The organism is Kineococcus sp. R86509, assembly GCF_042466365.1.
Classification (GTDB): Bacteria; Actinomycetota; Actinomycetes; order Actinomycetales; family Kineococcaceae; genus Kineococcus.
Window position 1 is genome coordinate 3,615,975 of the sequence record NZ_JAXHCE010000001.1, and the last position, 13,569, is coordinate 3,629,543.

Annotated in this window: 12 protein-coding genes and 1 tRNA gene; 8 read left to right on the top strand and 5 right to left on the bottom strand. The window is 72.5% G+C overall.

Going from position 1 to position 13,569, the window contains the following annotated elements; translation table 11 throughout:
- Positions 1 to 642 (bottom strand): trimeric intracellular cation channel family protein, encoded by a 642-nt coding sequence (locus tag SJY07_RS17675; protein ID WP_380160871.1) that lies wholly within the window; start codon positions 640 to 642, stop codon positions 1 to 3.
- 58 nt (positions 643 to 700) lie between these two features.
- On the opposite strand from SJY07_RS17675, the gene SJY07_RS17680 reads away from it, so the two are divergent.
- From SJY07_RS17680 to SJY07_RS17690, 3 genes are read left to right on the top strand one after another with little or no spacing between them, the layout of a single operon-like run.
- On the top strand, positions 701 to 1,528 hold the full coding sequence (locus tag SJY07_RS17680; RefSeq protein WP_380160873.1) for a GAF and ANTAR domain-containing protein: 828 nt from the start codon (positions 701 to 703) through the stop codon (positions 1,526 to 1,528).
- Positions 1,529 to 1,554: 26 nt separating this feature from the next.
- Entirely contained in the window at positions 1,555 to 2,598 is a 1,044-nt protein-coding gene (locus SJY07_RS17685; RefSeq protein ID WP_328292914.1) for a chemotaxis protein CheB, read from the top strand.
- On the top strand, positions 2,595 to 4,463 hold the full coding sequence (locus SJY07_RS17690; protein WP_380160875.1) for a CheR family methyltransferase: 1,869 nt from the start codon (positions 2,595 to 2,597) through the stop codon (positions 4,461 to 4,463). The genes SJY07_RS17685 and SJY07_RS17690 overlap by 4 nt, the downstream gene beginning before the upstream one ends.
- A gap of 177 nt (positions 4,464 to 4,640) precedes the next feature.
- On the opposite strand, the gene SJY07_RS17695 is transcribed toward SJY07_RS17690, so the two are convergent.
- Genes SJY07_RS17695 through SJY07_RS17710 form a run of 4 tightly spaced genes read right to left on the bottom strand, consistent with a single transcriptional unit; the run spans position 4,641 to position 8,051 of the window.
- Positions 4,641 to 5,516 (bottom strand): NAD(P)-dependent oxidoreductase, encoded by an 876-nt coding sequence (locus SJY07_RS17695; protein WP_380160877.1) that lies wholly within the window; start codon positions 5,514 to 5,516, stop codon positions 4,641 to 4,643.
- On the bottom strand, positions 5,513 to 6,550 hold the full coding sequence (locus SJY07_RS17700) for an alcohol dehydrogenase catalytic domain-containing protein (protein WP_380160879.1): 1,038 nt from the start codon (positions 6,548 to 6,550) through the stop codon (positions 5,513 to 5,515). The genes SJY07_RS17695 and SJY07_RS17700 overlap by 4 nt, the downstream gene beginning before the upstream one ends.
- Positions 6,551 to 6,575: 25 nt before the next feature.
- Positions 6,576 to 7,364, bottom strand: coding sequence for an SDR family NAD(P)-dependent oxidoreductase (locus SJY07_RS17705; protein ID WP_328292910.1), 789 nt, complete (start codon positions 7,362 to 7,364; stop codon positions 6,576 to 6,578).
- A gap of 30 nt (positions 7,365 to 7,394) precedes the next feature.
- Positions 7,395 to 8,051 (bottom strand): TetR/AcrR family transcriptional regulator, encoded by a 657-nt coding sequence (locus tag SJY07_RS17710; RefSeq protein ID WP_328292909.1) that lies wholly within the window; start codon positions 8,049 to 8,051, stop codon positions 7,395 to 7,397.
- 119 nt (positions 8,052 to 8,170) lie between these two features.
- Between SJY07_RS17710 and SJY07_RS17715 the strand changes: the two genes are divergently transcribed.
- The 5 genes from SJY07_RS17715 to SJY07_RS17735 all read left to right on the top strand — a co-directional run bounded on the left by SJY07_RS17715 (position 8,171) and on the right by SJY07_RS17735 (position 13,540).
- Positions 8,171 to 9,541 (top strand): flavin monoamine oxidase family protein, encoded by a 1,371-nt coding sequence (locus SJY07_RS17715; protein ID WP_380160882.1) that lies wholly within the window; start codon positions 8,171 to 8,173, stop codon positions 9,539 to 9,541.
- On the top strand, positions 9,538 to 10,404 hold the full coding sequence (locus tag SJY07_RS17720; protein ID WP_380160884.1) for a universal stress protein: 867 nt from the start codon (positions 9,538 to 9,540) through the stop codon (positions 10,402 to 10,404). The genes SJY07_RS17715 and SJY07_RS17720 overlap by 4 nt, the downstream gene beginning before the upstream one ends.
- On the top strand, positions 10,401 to 11,936 hold the full coding sequence (locus tag SJY07_RS17725) for an APC family permease (protein WP_380160886.1): 1,536 nt from the start codon (positions 10,401 to 10,403) through the stop codon (positions 11,934 to 11,936). Before SJY07_RS17720 ends, SJY07_RS17725 begins: the two co-directional genes overlap by 4 nt.
- Positions 11,937 to 11,953: 17 nt before the next feature.
- The gene (locus SJY07_RS17730; RefSeq protein WP_380162398.1) at positions 11,954 to 13,369 is read left to right on the top strand and encodes a gamma-aminobutyraldehyde dehydrogenase; all 1,416 of its coding nucleotides are present in this window, start codon (positions 11,954 to 11,956) and stop codon (positions 13,367 to 13,369) included.
- Positions 13,370 to 13,467: 98 nt separating this feature from the next.
- Positions 13,468 to 13,540 (top strand) — tRNA-Lys (locus SJY07_RS17735).
- The last annotated feature ends 29 nt before the right edge of the window (positions 13,541 to 13,569 follow it).

The window sequence follows — 13,569 nt, forward strand, 5'->3', positions numbered from 1 at the left end:
TCACTCCCCGGAGGCGTCGCGTGCGGACCGGGGTGCGTTGGGGGCCCGCCACCCGCCCAGCACCCCACCGACGCGCAGCCCGGCGCAGACGACACCCCCGGCGAAGGCGGCCACCCCCGACTCCAGACCGACCAGGGGACCCACGACGGCCACGGACGAACCCACCAGCGCCGGGACCGCGTAGAGGCCGCCCGTGAGGATGGTCGGGACCTTCAGGACCAGGACGTCGCGCAGGGTGCCGCCACCCACGCCGGTCAGCCCCCCCAGGAGGATGGCCTGGCCCGCCCCGAGTCCCGAGTGCACGGCGAGCTGCGCGCCGGTCACGGCGAACAGGGACAGCCCGATCGTGTCGAAGACCAGGATGGGGCGGGACATGCGGCCCACGAGGCGGTGTCCCCAGAAGGCCACGAGAGCGCCGACCGTCGCGGTCGTCAGGTAGTACCAGGTGCGGAACGTGGCGGGCGGGAGTTCCCCGAGCAGCAGGTCCCGCAGGATCCCGCCCCCCAGCGCCGTCACGATGCCCAGGGTCACGACCCCGAACAGGTCGAGGTGGGCGGCCCGCATGGCGGACAACGCACCGTCGAGGGCGAAGGCGAAGACCCCGACGAGTTCGAGCAGCAGCAGGAAGCCTTGAGCGGTCACCGCACGATCCTCCCGTCTCGACGGTGCGGGACCGGCCCGCAGCCGCCACGATGGACCCATGAGCGCCGCGTCCTCCCGCGAGGTGCTGGGCCAGGCGGCCCAGGTGATGGCCCGAGCCCGACGGACCGACGAGCGGCTGCGGTGGGCCAACCGGCAGCTGGCCGGACGTCTGGGCGGTCGCCCCTCGCCCGGTGACGACCCGCGGCCGCCGCGGCTCTCGGAGACCTCGCCCGAGCTCGCGTTGTGCCTCGAGACCGCCCGCGTCGTGCCCTTCGACCGTGCCGCCGTCAGCCTGGTCTCGGCCGGCGTGCCGGTCGCTCCGCTGGCGGGCTCCGACCCGGGGCTCGTCCTGTTCGTCGACCAGCAGCACTCGGTCCAGGAGGGACCTGAGGTCGAGGCGCTCCGGACCGGACGCCCCGTGCTCGTCGCCGATCTCGCCTCGCAGCGCGGGCGCTGGCCCTACCTCGCGGGTCTCGGGCGGTGGGCGTCCTTCCGGTCCCTCGCGGCGCTGCCCGTCGCCTCCCCCGGAACGGGCACGGTGGGGGTCCTGACCGTCGCCCGCGACCTGCCGCGGGCCTTCGACCGCCAGGACGAGTTCGTCCTCACCCGCCTCGCCGACCTCCTGCTGGCGTTGCTGCTGACGCGCACGGCCCCGCCCACCGCGAGCGGGTCGTCGGCGGCCGGGGAGACGGTCCCGTACCTGCGTCCCGACACCGTGTCGACGGCTCTCGGGGTCCTCCGGCAACGGCACGGGGTTCAGGTCGACGAAATCGTGAGCCGGTTGCAGGCCGTCGCCTTCGTCACCGGCCGAACGGTCCACGAACTCGCCGAGGCCGTCGTTCAGGGCCGGTGGGACCCCCTGCTCGACGACGCCGGCGGGGTGTGACCCGTCGTCACGGCTAGGCTCGCGAGGTGAGCACCCGGGACGTCGTGCTCGTCGGTGCCAGTGCCGGCGGGGTGGAGTCGTTGCGCGAGTTCGTCGCCGGTCTACCGGCCGACTTCCCTGCGACGGTGCTCGTCGTGCTGCACGTGTCGGCGAGCGGGACCGGGGCGCTCGCGGCCATCCTGGACCGGTGCACGCCGCTTCCCGTCCGCTCTGCGGTCCCGGGAGAGGCCCTGCCGCGGTCCACGGTGCTCGTCGCCACCCCCGACCGGCACCTGATGCTCACCGACGACCACGTCGCGCTCTCCGCGGGGCCGCACGAGAACGGTCACCGTCCCTCGATCGACACCCTCTTCCGTTCTGCCGCAAAGGCCGTGGGACCGCGTGCGATCGGGGTCGTCCTCTCGGGAACGCTGGACGACGGTTCCGCCGGCCTCGTCGCCCTCCGGGCCCGCGGCGGGATCGGGGTCGTGCAGGAACCCTCGGACGCCCTCTACGCGGCGATGCCGCTGAACGCGATCGCCGCCGCGGACCCCGAACACGTCCTGCCGTTGGCGGAGATCCCGGCCCTGCTCGGGAAGCTGGTGCGCGAGACGGCGCCGGAGGCGCCGGTGGGGACCGGCGCCGAACTCGACGCGGAGATCGCCGAAGCGGGTTTCGACCTCGGGGTCATGGCCGCTGACGACCACCCCGGAACGCCGTCCGGTTTCTCCTGCCCCGACTGCGCCGGGGTGCTCTGGCGCATCGAGGACCACGGGTTCCTGCGGTTCCGGTGCCGGGTGGGGCACGCCTGGTCGGCCGAGAGCCTGTTGCAGGAGCAGTCGGCCGCCCTCGACCGCGCGTTGTGGATGGCTCTGCGCAGTCTCGAGGAGCGTTCCGCGCTGAACCGCGAACTCGGCCGGCGCGCCGAGGAGTCGGGTCGCCGCATCAGCGCGACGCGCTTCGACGAACGCGCTGCGGAGACCGCCGAGGCCGCGCACCTCATCCGCCACCTGCTGGTGGGGCGGGAACGGGGCGACACCACGACCCCGCCACCGGGTGAGCCGGACGAGCGGAGCGGGGTGGCCGGATGAGCACCGAGGAGGGAGCGGCGGGCGTCCAGGAGGGCGCGGAGTTCGAGGACTTCCTGCAACACCTGCGCTCCGTCCGCGGGCTGGACCTGACGGGGTACAAACGGGCGAGCCTGCTGCGCCGGGTGCGCCGCCGCATGAGCGACGTCGGGGTCGCCTCCTTCGCCGAGTACCGCGACGTCCTCGAGGTGGAGGCCGAGGAGTTCGCGGCCCTGTTCGACACGATCCTCATCAACGTCACGTCGTTCTTCCGCGATCCCGAGGCGTGGGCGGTGCTGCGCGACGTCCTGCTCCCGGAGGTCCTCACCCGGCGACCCGAGGGGACGTTGCGGGTCTGGAGCGCCGGGTGCGCCTCGGGCCAGGAGGCGTACACCGTCGCGATGGTCCTCGCGGAACTGCTGGGCCCGGACGAGTTCCGGAGCCGGGTGAAGATCTACGCCACCGACGCCGACGAGGCGGCGCTGGCGCAGGCCCGGACGGCCACCTACTCCGAACGCGAGGTCGAGGGGATCCCCGAGGAACTCCTCGCCCGGTACTTCGAGCGACGCGGCGGTCAGTTCACGTTCCGGCAGGACCTGCGGCGCTCGGTCATCTTCGGCCGGGCCGACCTCGTCCAGGACGCGCCGATCTCGCACCTGGACCTCCTGGTGTGCCGCAACACCCTGATGTACCTGACCGCGGAGACCCAGGCGCACATCGCGGGACGTCTGCACTACGCCCTGCGACCCCACGGGATCCTGTTCCTCGGCAAGGCGGAGATGCTCCTGGGTCACTCGGCCCTGTTCAAACCCGCGGACCTGAAGAACCGGCTGTTCCGCCGGGTGGAAGGTCTGCGCGAGGCCGGGAGCCGGACGTCGCTGCGCGAGCGTGGGGACCAGGCCTCCGACCACGACGTGCTGCGTTCGGCGGCGCTCGCCGCGAGTCCGGTGGCCCAGCTGGTGCTGGACGCCGACGGTCGCGTCGTGACCTCCAACCAGCGTGCCGACCTCTCGTTCGGGTTGTCCGCCGCCGACGTCGGCCGCCCGTTCCAGGACCTGGAGGTCTCCTACCGCCCGCTGGAGCTGCGGTCGGCGGTGGAGGAGGCGCACGCGCACCGGCGGACGGTCTGGATCCGGGACGTGGAGTGGTCACGCGCCCGCCAGGACGTCCAGTGGGTCGACGTCCAGGTCGTTCCGCTGGTCGGCCCCCAGGGGGCCACGCTGGGTACCGCGGTGAGCTTCGTGGAGGTGACCCGGACCCACCGGCTGCAGGTCGAGCTGGAGGCCACGCACCGCCAGCTCGAGACCGCCTACGAGGAACTGCAGTCGACCAACGAGGAACTCGAGACGACGAACGAGGAGCTGCAGTCGACCGTCGAGGAGCTCGAGACGACGAACGAGGAACTGCACTCGACCAACGAGGAACTCGAGACGATGAACGAGGAGCTGCAGTCGATGAACGACGAGCTGCAGATCTTCAACACCCAGCTGCGCGACCGGACCGACGAGGTCGACGCCCTGAACTCCTACATGGAGAGCGTCTTCGCCAGTCTGCAGGTCGGGGTGGCCGTGGTGGGTGCGGACCTGGGCGTGCGGATCTGGAACTCCTGGGCCGCGGACCTCTGGGGGGTGCGCAGCGACGAGGTCGTGGGAGCGCACCTGCTGACCCTCGACATCGGCCTCCCGCTGGAACGCATCGGACCGGCCGTCCGGGCTGCCGTCGCCGACGGTGTGTCCTCGACGTTGCTCGTGCCCTCGGTCAACCGGCGGGGGCGCCCGGTGACGGTGCAGGTGACCGTCAGCTCGCTGCAGGGCGAGGGCGACGCGGGAGCCGTGGTGATCATGGAGCAGGTCGACCCGCGCGACGCGCCGGAGCGTCCGGAGTCCTGAGTCGTCTCGTCGTCTGCCCCCGGGTCCCCCGGGACAGGACGGGGGCGTGAGCCGGAACCTGTTCTCGTCCGCGCGTCACTGCAGCGCAGCACCTGTCGCTCATCGTGGGCGTGCTCGCCCGCACCGGGGCGCGCCGCGACCCTCGACCCTCGACCGCGGAACTCGACCGAGGGGCGTTCACCCGCCCGTGTCGCCCGGTGGCCGGTCGGCGGAGACGACGCGGTGGACGGCCGTGTGGTCGAGACCACCCAGACCGCGTTCCACGGCCTCGACGAAGAGTTCCGCGGTGCGGCGGGCCTGACGCAGCGGGGCTCCGGTCTGGTCCGCCAGTTCCGCGGCGTAGCGCAGGTCCTTGACCTGGTTGTCGATGCTGCCGCCGAGGCTGTGGTCGCCGGTCAGCATCCGGTCGGCCTTGCTGTCCAGGAACACGCCCCCGGCGAGACCGCCGCGCAGCACCCGCAACAACTGCTCCCCGTCGACCCCGGCGCGCCGGGCGAGGTCGAGGGCCTCGGCGACGGCGGCGACGGTGGCCGCGACGACGACCTGGTTCGCGAGCTTCGCGGCGGTTCCGGTCCCGACCGGTCCGAGGTGCTCCACCGTGGTCGCGAAGCTGCGCAGCAGGGGTTCCACGGTGGCGAACGACTCGGGGCTGCCGCCGACCATCAGGCTGAGGGTTCCCGCCCGGGCGCCCGCGTCGCCACCGCTCATCGGAGCGTCGACGAGGGCGATCCCGTGCCCCTGCAACCGGTCCTGGAGAGCGGTGACCTTGTCGCGCGAGGTGGTGCTGAGCACCACGACGTGGCGGGTGCCGTGCCCGGCCCAGGTGCGCACCACGTCGTCGGGGGCGACGTCGTCGAACTGGTCGACGTCGGGCAGGGCGGAGAACACGACCTCGGCGCGGACCTCGGACGGTCTCCCGACGGCGCGGTCGCCGAACGCGGCGGCGACGGACGCCGTGCGGTTCCAGACCCGGAGGTCGACCCCGTGGTCCAGGAGGTGCCCGGCGATCGGGCGCCCCATCGGGCCGAGCCCGAGAACCGCGGCGCTGCTCACGCGTCCGGGTCGGGGCTGACGGCCAGGACGGTCTTCGACGACTGCGCGGAGTCCGCCGCCCGGGCGAATGCGGCTGCCGCGTCGTCGATCTCGTACACGTCGGTGACGACGGCCGCCAACCCGGGTTCGGCGGCGAGGAGGGCCACGGCGGCGTCGAGCTCGACGTCGAAGCGTTGGGTCCCGAACAACGCGACCTCCTTGCCGACGAGTTCGGACACGGGGATCGGCTGCGGCCCGGCCGGCAGGATGCCCAGTTGCAGGATCGCGCCGCCCGGCCGGACGGCCCGGATCGCCGCGACGAGGGAGGGGACGACACCGGCCGCCTCGACGACGACGTCGAACTCCGCCTCGGGGAGCCCGCCGGTCGAGAGGTTCACCGTCGCGTCGGCGCCGACGGCGGAGGCGACCCGCAACGGGAGTTCCTGCAGGTCGGCGGCCGTGACGTGCTCGGCACCGGCGTGGCGCAGGGCCGCGACCGCGAGGGCGCCGATGGGCCCGGCCCCGCTGACCAGCACCCGCGCGCCGCGGACCCGGTCCCCGAGGCGGGAGACGCCGTGCAGGGCGACGGCCAGCGGTTCGGCCAGCACGGCCCGGCGCAGCGGCAGACCGTCGGGGAGGACCCGCAACCGGTCGACGCCCACGCGGAGCAGTTCGACGAAACCGCCCTGCGTGTGGGGCTGCGTCGACGCGCTGCCCAGGTACGTCCCGCCGTGCTGCAGGTGCAGGCCGGTCGCTCCGGTCGCGCCGGCGGGTGCCGAGGGCGTCGCGGGGTGGATCGCGACGCGGGTCCCGACCGGTGGCGCTGCGGGGGTGTCCGCCCCGACGTCCGAGACGACACCGACGACCTCGTGTCCCAGGACGAGGGGTTCCAGGACGCGGTAGTTCCCGTTCCGGGCGTCCTGGGCGTAGTGCAGGTCCGACCCGCAGATCCCGCCGTAGACGATGCGGACGAGGACCTCGCCGCGGGCCGGTTCGGGGGTCGGGAACTCCTCGACCCGCAGGTCACCCGGGGCGTGCACGGTCACGGCTCTCACGTCGTCACTCCTCGATCGGTCGTGCTCAGGCGATGTGCGATCCGCCGTTGACGTCGTACGTGACGCCGGTCAGGTACCCCGCGTCCTCGCTGAGCAGGAACGCGATGACCGCCGCCACGTCCTGCACCGTACCGATGCGTCCCACCGGCAGCTCCCGCAGCAGGAACTCCTTGCGCTCGTCGGTGAGCGGGCCGCCCATGATGTCGGTGTCGATGGAGCCGGGCGAGACCGAGTTCGCCGTCACCCCGTAGGGCCCGAGCTCGCGGGCCAGGGTCCGGGCCAGACCCAGCAGAGCGGCCTTGGAGGCGGAGTAGGCGGCCCGGCCGTACACCCCGCCGCCGCGCTGGGCCGAGGCGGAGGACACGTTGACGATCCGTCCGAGGCGGTGGGCGACCATCACCCGCGCGGCCTCCTGGGTGACGTGGAACGTGCCGTGCAGGTTCACGTCGACGACCCGTCGCCACTCCTCGTCGGTGACCTCGAGGAACGGGACCGGTGAACTCACGCCCGCGTTGTTGACCAGCGCGACGAGCTGCGGGAGTTCGGCGACCACCGTCGCGACGGCGTCCCGCACGCTCGGCCGGTCGCTGATGTCCACCCCCAGGCCCAGGCAGGGGACGCCGTGGAGTTCCTGCAGCTCCGCGGCGACGGCGGAGCTGGCGGTCGGGTCGAGGTCCAGGACCGCCACCGACCACCCGCGGGAGGCCAGCCGGCCGGCGGTGGCCCGGCCGATCCCGCGCGGGGAGGCCGCGCCGGTGACGATCGCGGTGCGCTGCAGGGGGAAGGGGCTGGCCGGGTACGGCGGCAGGGCCATGGCGGTTCCTGTTCTCCTCGGTGAGTCCCCTCATCCTCCTCGACGTGCGGGGAGGAGGGCGCGCAGGCCCGCGAGGAGGGCGCCGAGGCCGAGGTCGAAGGCGGCGAGGGCGGTGTCACCGCCGGGCCGGGCACGGGTGGCGGCGGTGAACACCGGGGCCGAGTCCTCGAGGTCGCCGGGGTCGAAGATGTCCGCCGGCGCCTGGGTGTCCAGCGCGGAGCCGAGGACGAAGGACTCGACGGCGACGACGACGTCGGTCAGCAGGTGCTCGGGCCAGCCGCCCGCGAGCAGCCCGGCCGTGACGCGTTCGTACATGGCGACGGTGTGCGGGGCGCTGCGGACCGGGGTGATCGCGATGACGGGCACGAGGGCGGGGTGTCGGGCGTAGGCGTCGCGGTAGGACCGGGCCCACGCGGCGAGCGCCCCGTCCCAGGGCAGCGTCTCGAAGGCCGAGCAGTCGATGCGGGCGTTCACGTGGTCCTGCACCGCGCGCAGCACGTCCTGCTTGTCGGTGACGTGGTTGTAGAGCGCGGAGGGCGCCACACCGAGCCTGCGGGCCAGCGCCGCCATCGTCAGCCCGTCCTGCCCCCGTTCCTCGAGCAGCGCGACGGCGGCGGTGGTGATGCCGTCGACGGTCAGCAGCGGGTTGCTGGGCCGGCCGCGGGGACGGCGGGGTGGGACGATCACCGGGTCATCCTGACGCACTCGAATCCTTCCGCAACCCTTGACAGCACCGTTCCGCAGGTCATTAATGAAGCCCAATCACTTTAGGTGGTGCCTGGCCGACGACGACCTCAGGAGGACCCGTGGAGTCCGCAACACCCCCCGAACCGATCGCCGACGTCGTGGTCGTGGGCGCCGGCCCCGCCGGCCTCAACACCGCGCGCCACCTCACCCGCGCCGGCTTCGACGTCGTCGTCCTGGAAGCGCGGGACCGCGTGGGCGGGCGCACCTGGACCGACGAGGTCGAGGGCGCCACCCTCGAGATCGGCGGCCAGTGGGTCTCCCCGGACCAGACCGAACTCCTCGGCCTCCTCGCCGAACTCGGCATGGACACCTACTCGCGCTACCGCGACGGGGAGAACGTCTTCATCGGCGCCGACGGCGTCCGCTCCCGCTACCGCGGCGACACGTTCCCCGTCTCCGACGCCACGGCCAAGGAGATCCACCGCCTCACCGAGCTGATGGACGACCTCGCCGCCTCCGTCGGGGCGCACGCACCGTGGGCCCACCCCCGCGCCCGGGAACTCGACACCGTCTCCTTCGAGCACTGGCTGCACCAGCAGTCCGACGACGAGGAGGCCCGGACCGCCGTCGCGCTGTTCATCGCCGGGGCCATGCTGACGAAACCGGCCCACGCGTTCTCGACGCTGCAGGCCGTGCTGATGGCCGCCTCGGCCGGCTCGTTCACCAACCTCACCGACGAGTCCTTCATCCTCGACGAGCGCGTCGTCGGCGGGATGCAGTCGGTCTCCGAACGCCTCGCCGCCGACCTCGGCGACCGGGTGCACCTCTCGACGCCGGTCCGCACGATCCGCCACTCCGACGCCGGCGTCGTCGTCGAGTCCGACCGGGTCACGGTGCGCGCCCGCCGCGTCGTCGTCGCCGTCCCGCCGCCGCTGTTCTCCCGCATCAGCTACGACCCGCCGCTGCCGCGCCGCCAGCACCAGATGCACCAGCACCTCTCCATGGGGCTCGTCATCAAGGTCCACGCCGTCTACCCCACGCCGTTCTGGCGCGCGGACGGCCTGTCCGGCACCGCGTTCGGCACCTCCACGCTGGTCCAGGAGGTCTACGACAACACCCTGCACGGCGACGACCGCGGCACCCTCGTCGCGTTCGTCTCCGACGAGAAGGCCGACGAGCTGCACGCCCTGACCGAGGGCGAGCGCCGCGCGCGCATCCTCGCCTCCATCGCGGAGTTCCTCGGCGACCGCGCCCTGGAACCCGACGTCTACTTCGAGTCCGACTGGGGCAGCGAGGAGTGGACCCGCGGGGCCTACGCCGCCAGCTTCGACCTCGGCGGCCTCTCCCGCTACGGCGCCGACCAGCGCCGCCCCGTCGGGCCGATCCACTGGGCCTGCTCCGACCTCGCCGCCGAGGGGTACCAGCACGTCGACGGCGCCCTGCGCAGCGGACGGGACGCCGCGGCCGACGTCACCGCAGCGCTGTCGTGACCCCCGTCGATCGGGTCCTCCGGTACTCCCACCCGTCCTACGTCGTCGCCTTCGACGGCGGTGACCGCGGCCAGGACGCGCTGAGCTGGGCCGCGGTGTTCGCCCGCTCCCTCGACGTCACCCTCGACGTGGTCTCCGTCGTCAAGACCGACGACCCGTTCGGCGGTCCGTACCCGCCGGTCGGGGACGTCACCGGCCTCATCACCGCACAGGCCGAGAGCTGGCTGGCCGAGGCCGTCGCGCAACTGCCCGACGACGTCGAGCTGCGCACCCACGTCCGCACCGCCGGCTCCGTCCCGGAGGGGTTGCTCGACGCCGCCGCGGAGTTCGGCGCGTCCGCCGTCGTCGTCGGCGCCGGCGGGGGAGCGATCCCGTTCGGCGTCGGCCCCGCGGCGCGTGCCCTCTTGCACTCCGCACCGCTGCCCGTGATGCTCGTGCCCCGACGGGAACCCCCGGCGGGCATCGATCAGCTCTACGTCGCGGTCGGCACCCGCCAGGGTGCACCGACCGTCCTGGAGGAAGCGTGGGAAGCGGCCGCCCGCACCGGGTTGCCGTTGCACGTCGTCAGCCTCGTCGAACTCGACGAGAACGCCGGCGCGGACCGCGAGGCCGTCGCCACGGTGCAGCACCTGGTCGACGACGTCGCGAGCCGCTCCCGCGGGGTGGACGTCACCGTGGAGATGGGGCGAGGACGCACGATGGCTGAAGCAGTCGGCTCGATCGACTGGGCCGCAGGAGGTCTGCTGCTCCTGGGCTCCTCCCGCCTGGCCCAGGGCCGCCAGACGTTCCTCGGGCCCACCGCGGCGCGGATCCTGCGCCACGTCCCCGTCCCCGTCGTCGTCGTGCCCCGGGGTGACTCGTGACCGCCGCACCGGAACGACAGGTCAGCGAGTCCAAGGGACTCGGTGACGGCCGGGTCGGGCTGCTCGGTGCCGTCGTCATCGGCATCTCCACCATCGCCCCCGCCTACACCCTGACCGGCGCCCTCGGTCCGACCGCCTCCGCGGTCGGCGAGCACCTGCCCGCCATCTTCCTGGTCGGCTTCGTCCCCATGCTGCTCGTCGCCCTCGGCTACCGCGCCCTCAACAGCGCCATGCCGGACGCGGGGACGACGTTCACCTGGAGTTCCCGAGCCTTCGGCCCCTGGATCGGCTGGATGGGCGGCTGGGGCCTCCTCGCCGCGACCGTGCTCGTCCTGTCCAACCTCGCCGGCATCGCCGTCGACTTCTTCTACCTGATGCTCTCCCAGGTGACCGGCCGGGACTCGATCGCCGACCTCTCGACGAACGTCGTCGTCAACGTCGCCACCTGCCTGGTGTTCATGGCGCTCGCGTGCTGGATCTCCTACCGCGGGCTCGAGGCGACGAAGGTCGTCCAGTACGTCCTCGTCGCGTTCCAGGTGGTCGTGCTGCTCTGGTTCGCGATCGCCGCGTTCGTCCACGTCGTCGACGGTTCCGCGCCGGCCGGTCTCGCGATCGACCCGGAGTGGTTCAACCCCCTCGGCGTCGGGTCGTTCTCCGCCTTCGCCACCGGGATCTCGCTGTCGGTCTTCATCTACTGGGGCTGGGACGTCGTCCTCACCATGAACGAGGAGACCTCCGGCGCCCGCAGCACCCCCGGACGCGCGGCGCTCGCGACCATCGCCGCGATCGTCGTGCTCTACCTGACGATCGCCCTCGCCGTGCTGTCGTTCTCCGGGACGGGATCCGACGGTCTCGGCCTGGGGAACGCCGACATCCAGGAGAACATCTTCGCCGCTCTCGCCGGCCCCGTCATGGGCCCCGTGGCCGTGCTGATGTCGCTGTCGGTGCTCGCGTCCTCGGCCGCGTCGCTGCAGTCGACGTTCATCTCCCCGGCCCGCACGATGCTCGCCATGGGCCACTACGGCGCGCTGCCGCCGGCCTACGCCCGGGTCAGCCGCACGTTCCAGTCGCCCGGGTACGCGACGATCGTCTCCGCCGTCGTCGCCTCGGCGTTCTACGCCGCGATGCGTGTCGTGTCCGAGGACGTCCTGTGGGACACCATCTCCGCACTGGGGATGATGGTCTGCTTCTACTACGGCGTCACGGCGCTCGCCTGCGTCTGGTACTTCCGCGGCAGCTGGGCCGGTGACGTGAAGGCGTTCCTGTCCCGCTGCCTCGCGCCGCTGGTCGGTGGGGTGCTGCTGCTGGTGTTCTTCGTGCAGACCGCGGTCGACTCGATGGACCCCGACTACGGTTCAGGGTCGCAGGTGTTCGGCATCGGGCTGGTGTTCCTGCTCGGGGTGGGGGTGCTCGCTCTCGGTGTCGTCGTGATGTTCTTCCAGTACCGGGCCCGCCCGGGGTTCTTCCGGGGCGAGACGATCGTCCGTGGCCGCAGCAGTTCCGCCGACCTCGAAGGAGAAGTCCAGTCGTGAAGCAGTTCCAGAACGTCATCGCCGGTGAATCGCGGGACGCGCTCGACGGTGCGACCAGCGAGGTCGTGAACCCCTCCACCGGACAGGCCTACGCGACGGCTCCCGTCTCGGGTGCCGCCGACGTCGACGCGGCGTACCAGGCCGCGTCGAAGGCCTTCTCCACCTGGGGGCGCACGACCCCCTCGGAACGGCAGAAGTTCCTGCTGGACCTCGCCGACGCGATCGAGGAACGTGCCGAGGAGTTCATCGCCGCCGAGGTGGAGAACACCGGGAAGCCGATCGCGCTGACCCGCAGCGAGGAACTACCGCCCGCGGTGGACCAGTTGCGGTTCTTCGCCGGTGCCGCGCGGGTCCTGGAGGGCCGGGCGGCGGGGGAGTACCTCGCGGGTCACACCTCGTGGGTGCGCCGGGAACCGATCGGTGTCGTCGGTCAGGTGACGCCGTGGAACTACCCGCTGATGATGGCGATCTGGAAGATCGGCCCCGCCCTGGCCGCCGGGAACACCATCGTCCTGAAGCCGTCCGACACGACGCCCGCGTCGTCGGTGCTGCTGGCGCAGGTCGCGAACGAGGTGCTCCCGCCGGGGGTCCTCAACGTCGTCTGCGGTGACCGCGGGACGGGACGCGCGCTCGTCGAGCACCCGACCCCGCAGCTCGTCGCCATCACCGGTTCCATCCGCGCGGGCATGCAGGTCGCGGAGTCGGCGTCGAAGGACGTGAAGCGCGTCCACCTGGAACTCGGCGGCAAGGCACCCGTCGTTGTGTTCGACGACGCCGACGTCGCCGCGGCCGCCGAGGCGATCGCGGGCGCCGGCTACTTCAACGCCGGCCAGGACTGCACCGCCGCGACCCGCGTCCTCGTCGCGCCGCGGTTGCACGACGACTTCGTCGCCGCCCTGTCGGAACAGGCGAGGAACACCAAGGTCGGTCTGCCCGACGACGCCGACGCCGCCCTCGGCCCCGTGAACAACGCCAACCAGCTGGCGCACGTCTCCGGGTTCGTCGACCGCCTGCCCGACCACGCCGTCCTCGGGGCCGGTGGCGCGCGTTCCGTCGGCGACCTCGCCCGCGGTTTCTACTACGACCCTACCGTCGTGTCCGGCCTGACCCAGGACGACGAGGCCGTGCAGAACGAGATCTTCGGCCCTGTCATCACCGTCCAGCGCTTCACCGACGAGGACGAGGCGATCCGCTGGGCCAACGGCACCAAGTACGGCCTCGCCTCCAGCGTGTGGACGAAGGACTTCGGCCGCGCCATGCGCGTCTCCGCGGCCCTCGACTTCGGCTGCGTGTGGATCAACACCCACATCCCGCTCGTCGCCGAGATGCCGCACGGCGGGTTCAAGCAGTCCGGCTACGGCAAGGACCTCTCGATGTACGGCATGGAGGACTACACGCGCATCAAGCACGTGATGGCCAACCTCGACTCCTGACCCGTCCCCTCGTGACTGGGCACGTCGCCATCGGGGCGTGCTCGGTCGCGGGGGAGAGGGCAGGTCTGCGATGATGGCCGCGGACCTTCCGGGGTCCGGGGCCTCTAGCTCAATTGGCAGAGCAGCGGACTTTTAATCCGCGGGTTGTCGGTTCGATCCCGACGGGGCCCACGACCATCCCGGCTCCGACGTCGGCAGGG

Excerpts from the sequence above, each read along its gene's own strand:
- SJY07_RS17680 (WP_380160873.1), top strand. The coding sequence starts at position 701 with ATGAGCGCCGCGTCCTCCCGCGAGGTGCTGGGCCAGGCGGCCCAGGTG.
- SJY07_RS17690 (WP_380160875.1), top strand. The coding sequence starts at position 2,595 with ATGAGCACCGAGGAGGGAGCGGCGGGCGTCCAGGAGGGCGCGGAGTTC.
- SJY07_RS17705 (WP_328292910.1), bottom strand. The coding sequence starts at position 7,364 with ATGGCCCTGCCGCCGTACCCGGCCAGCCCCTTCCCCCTGCAGCGCACC.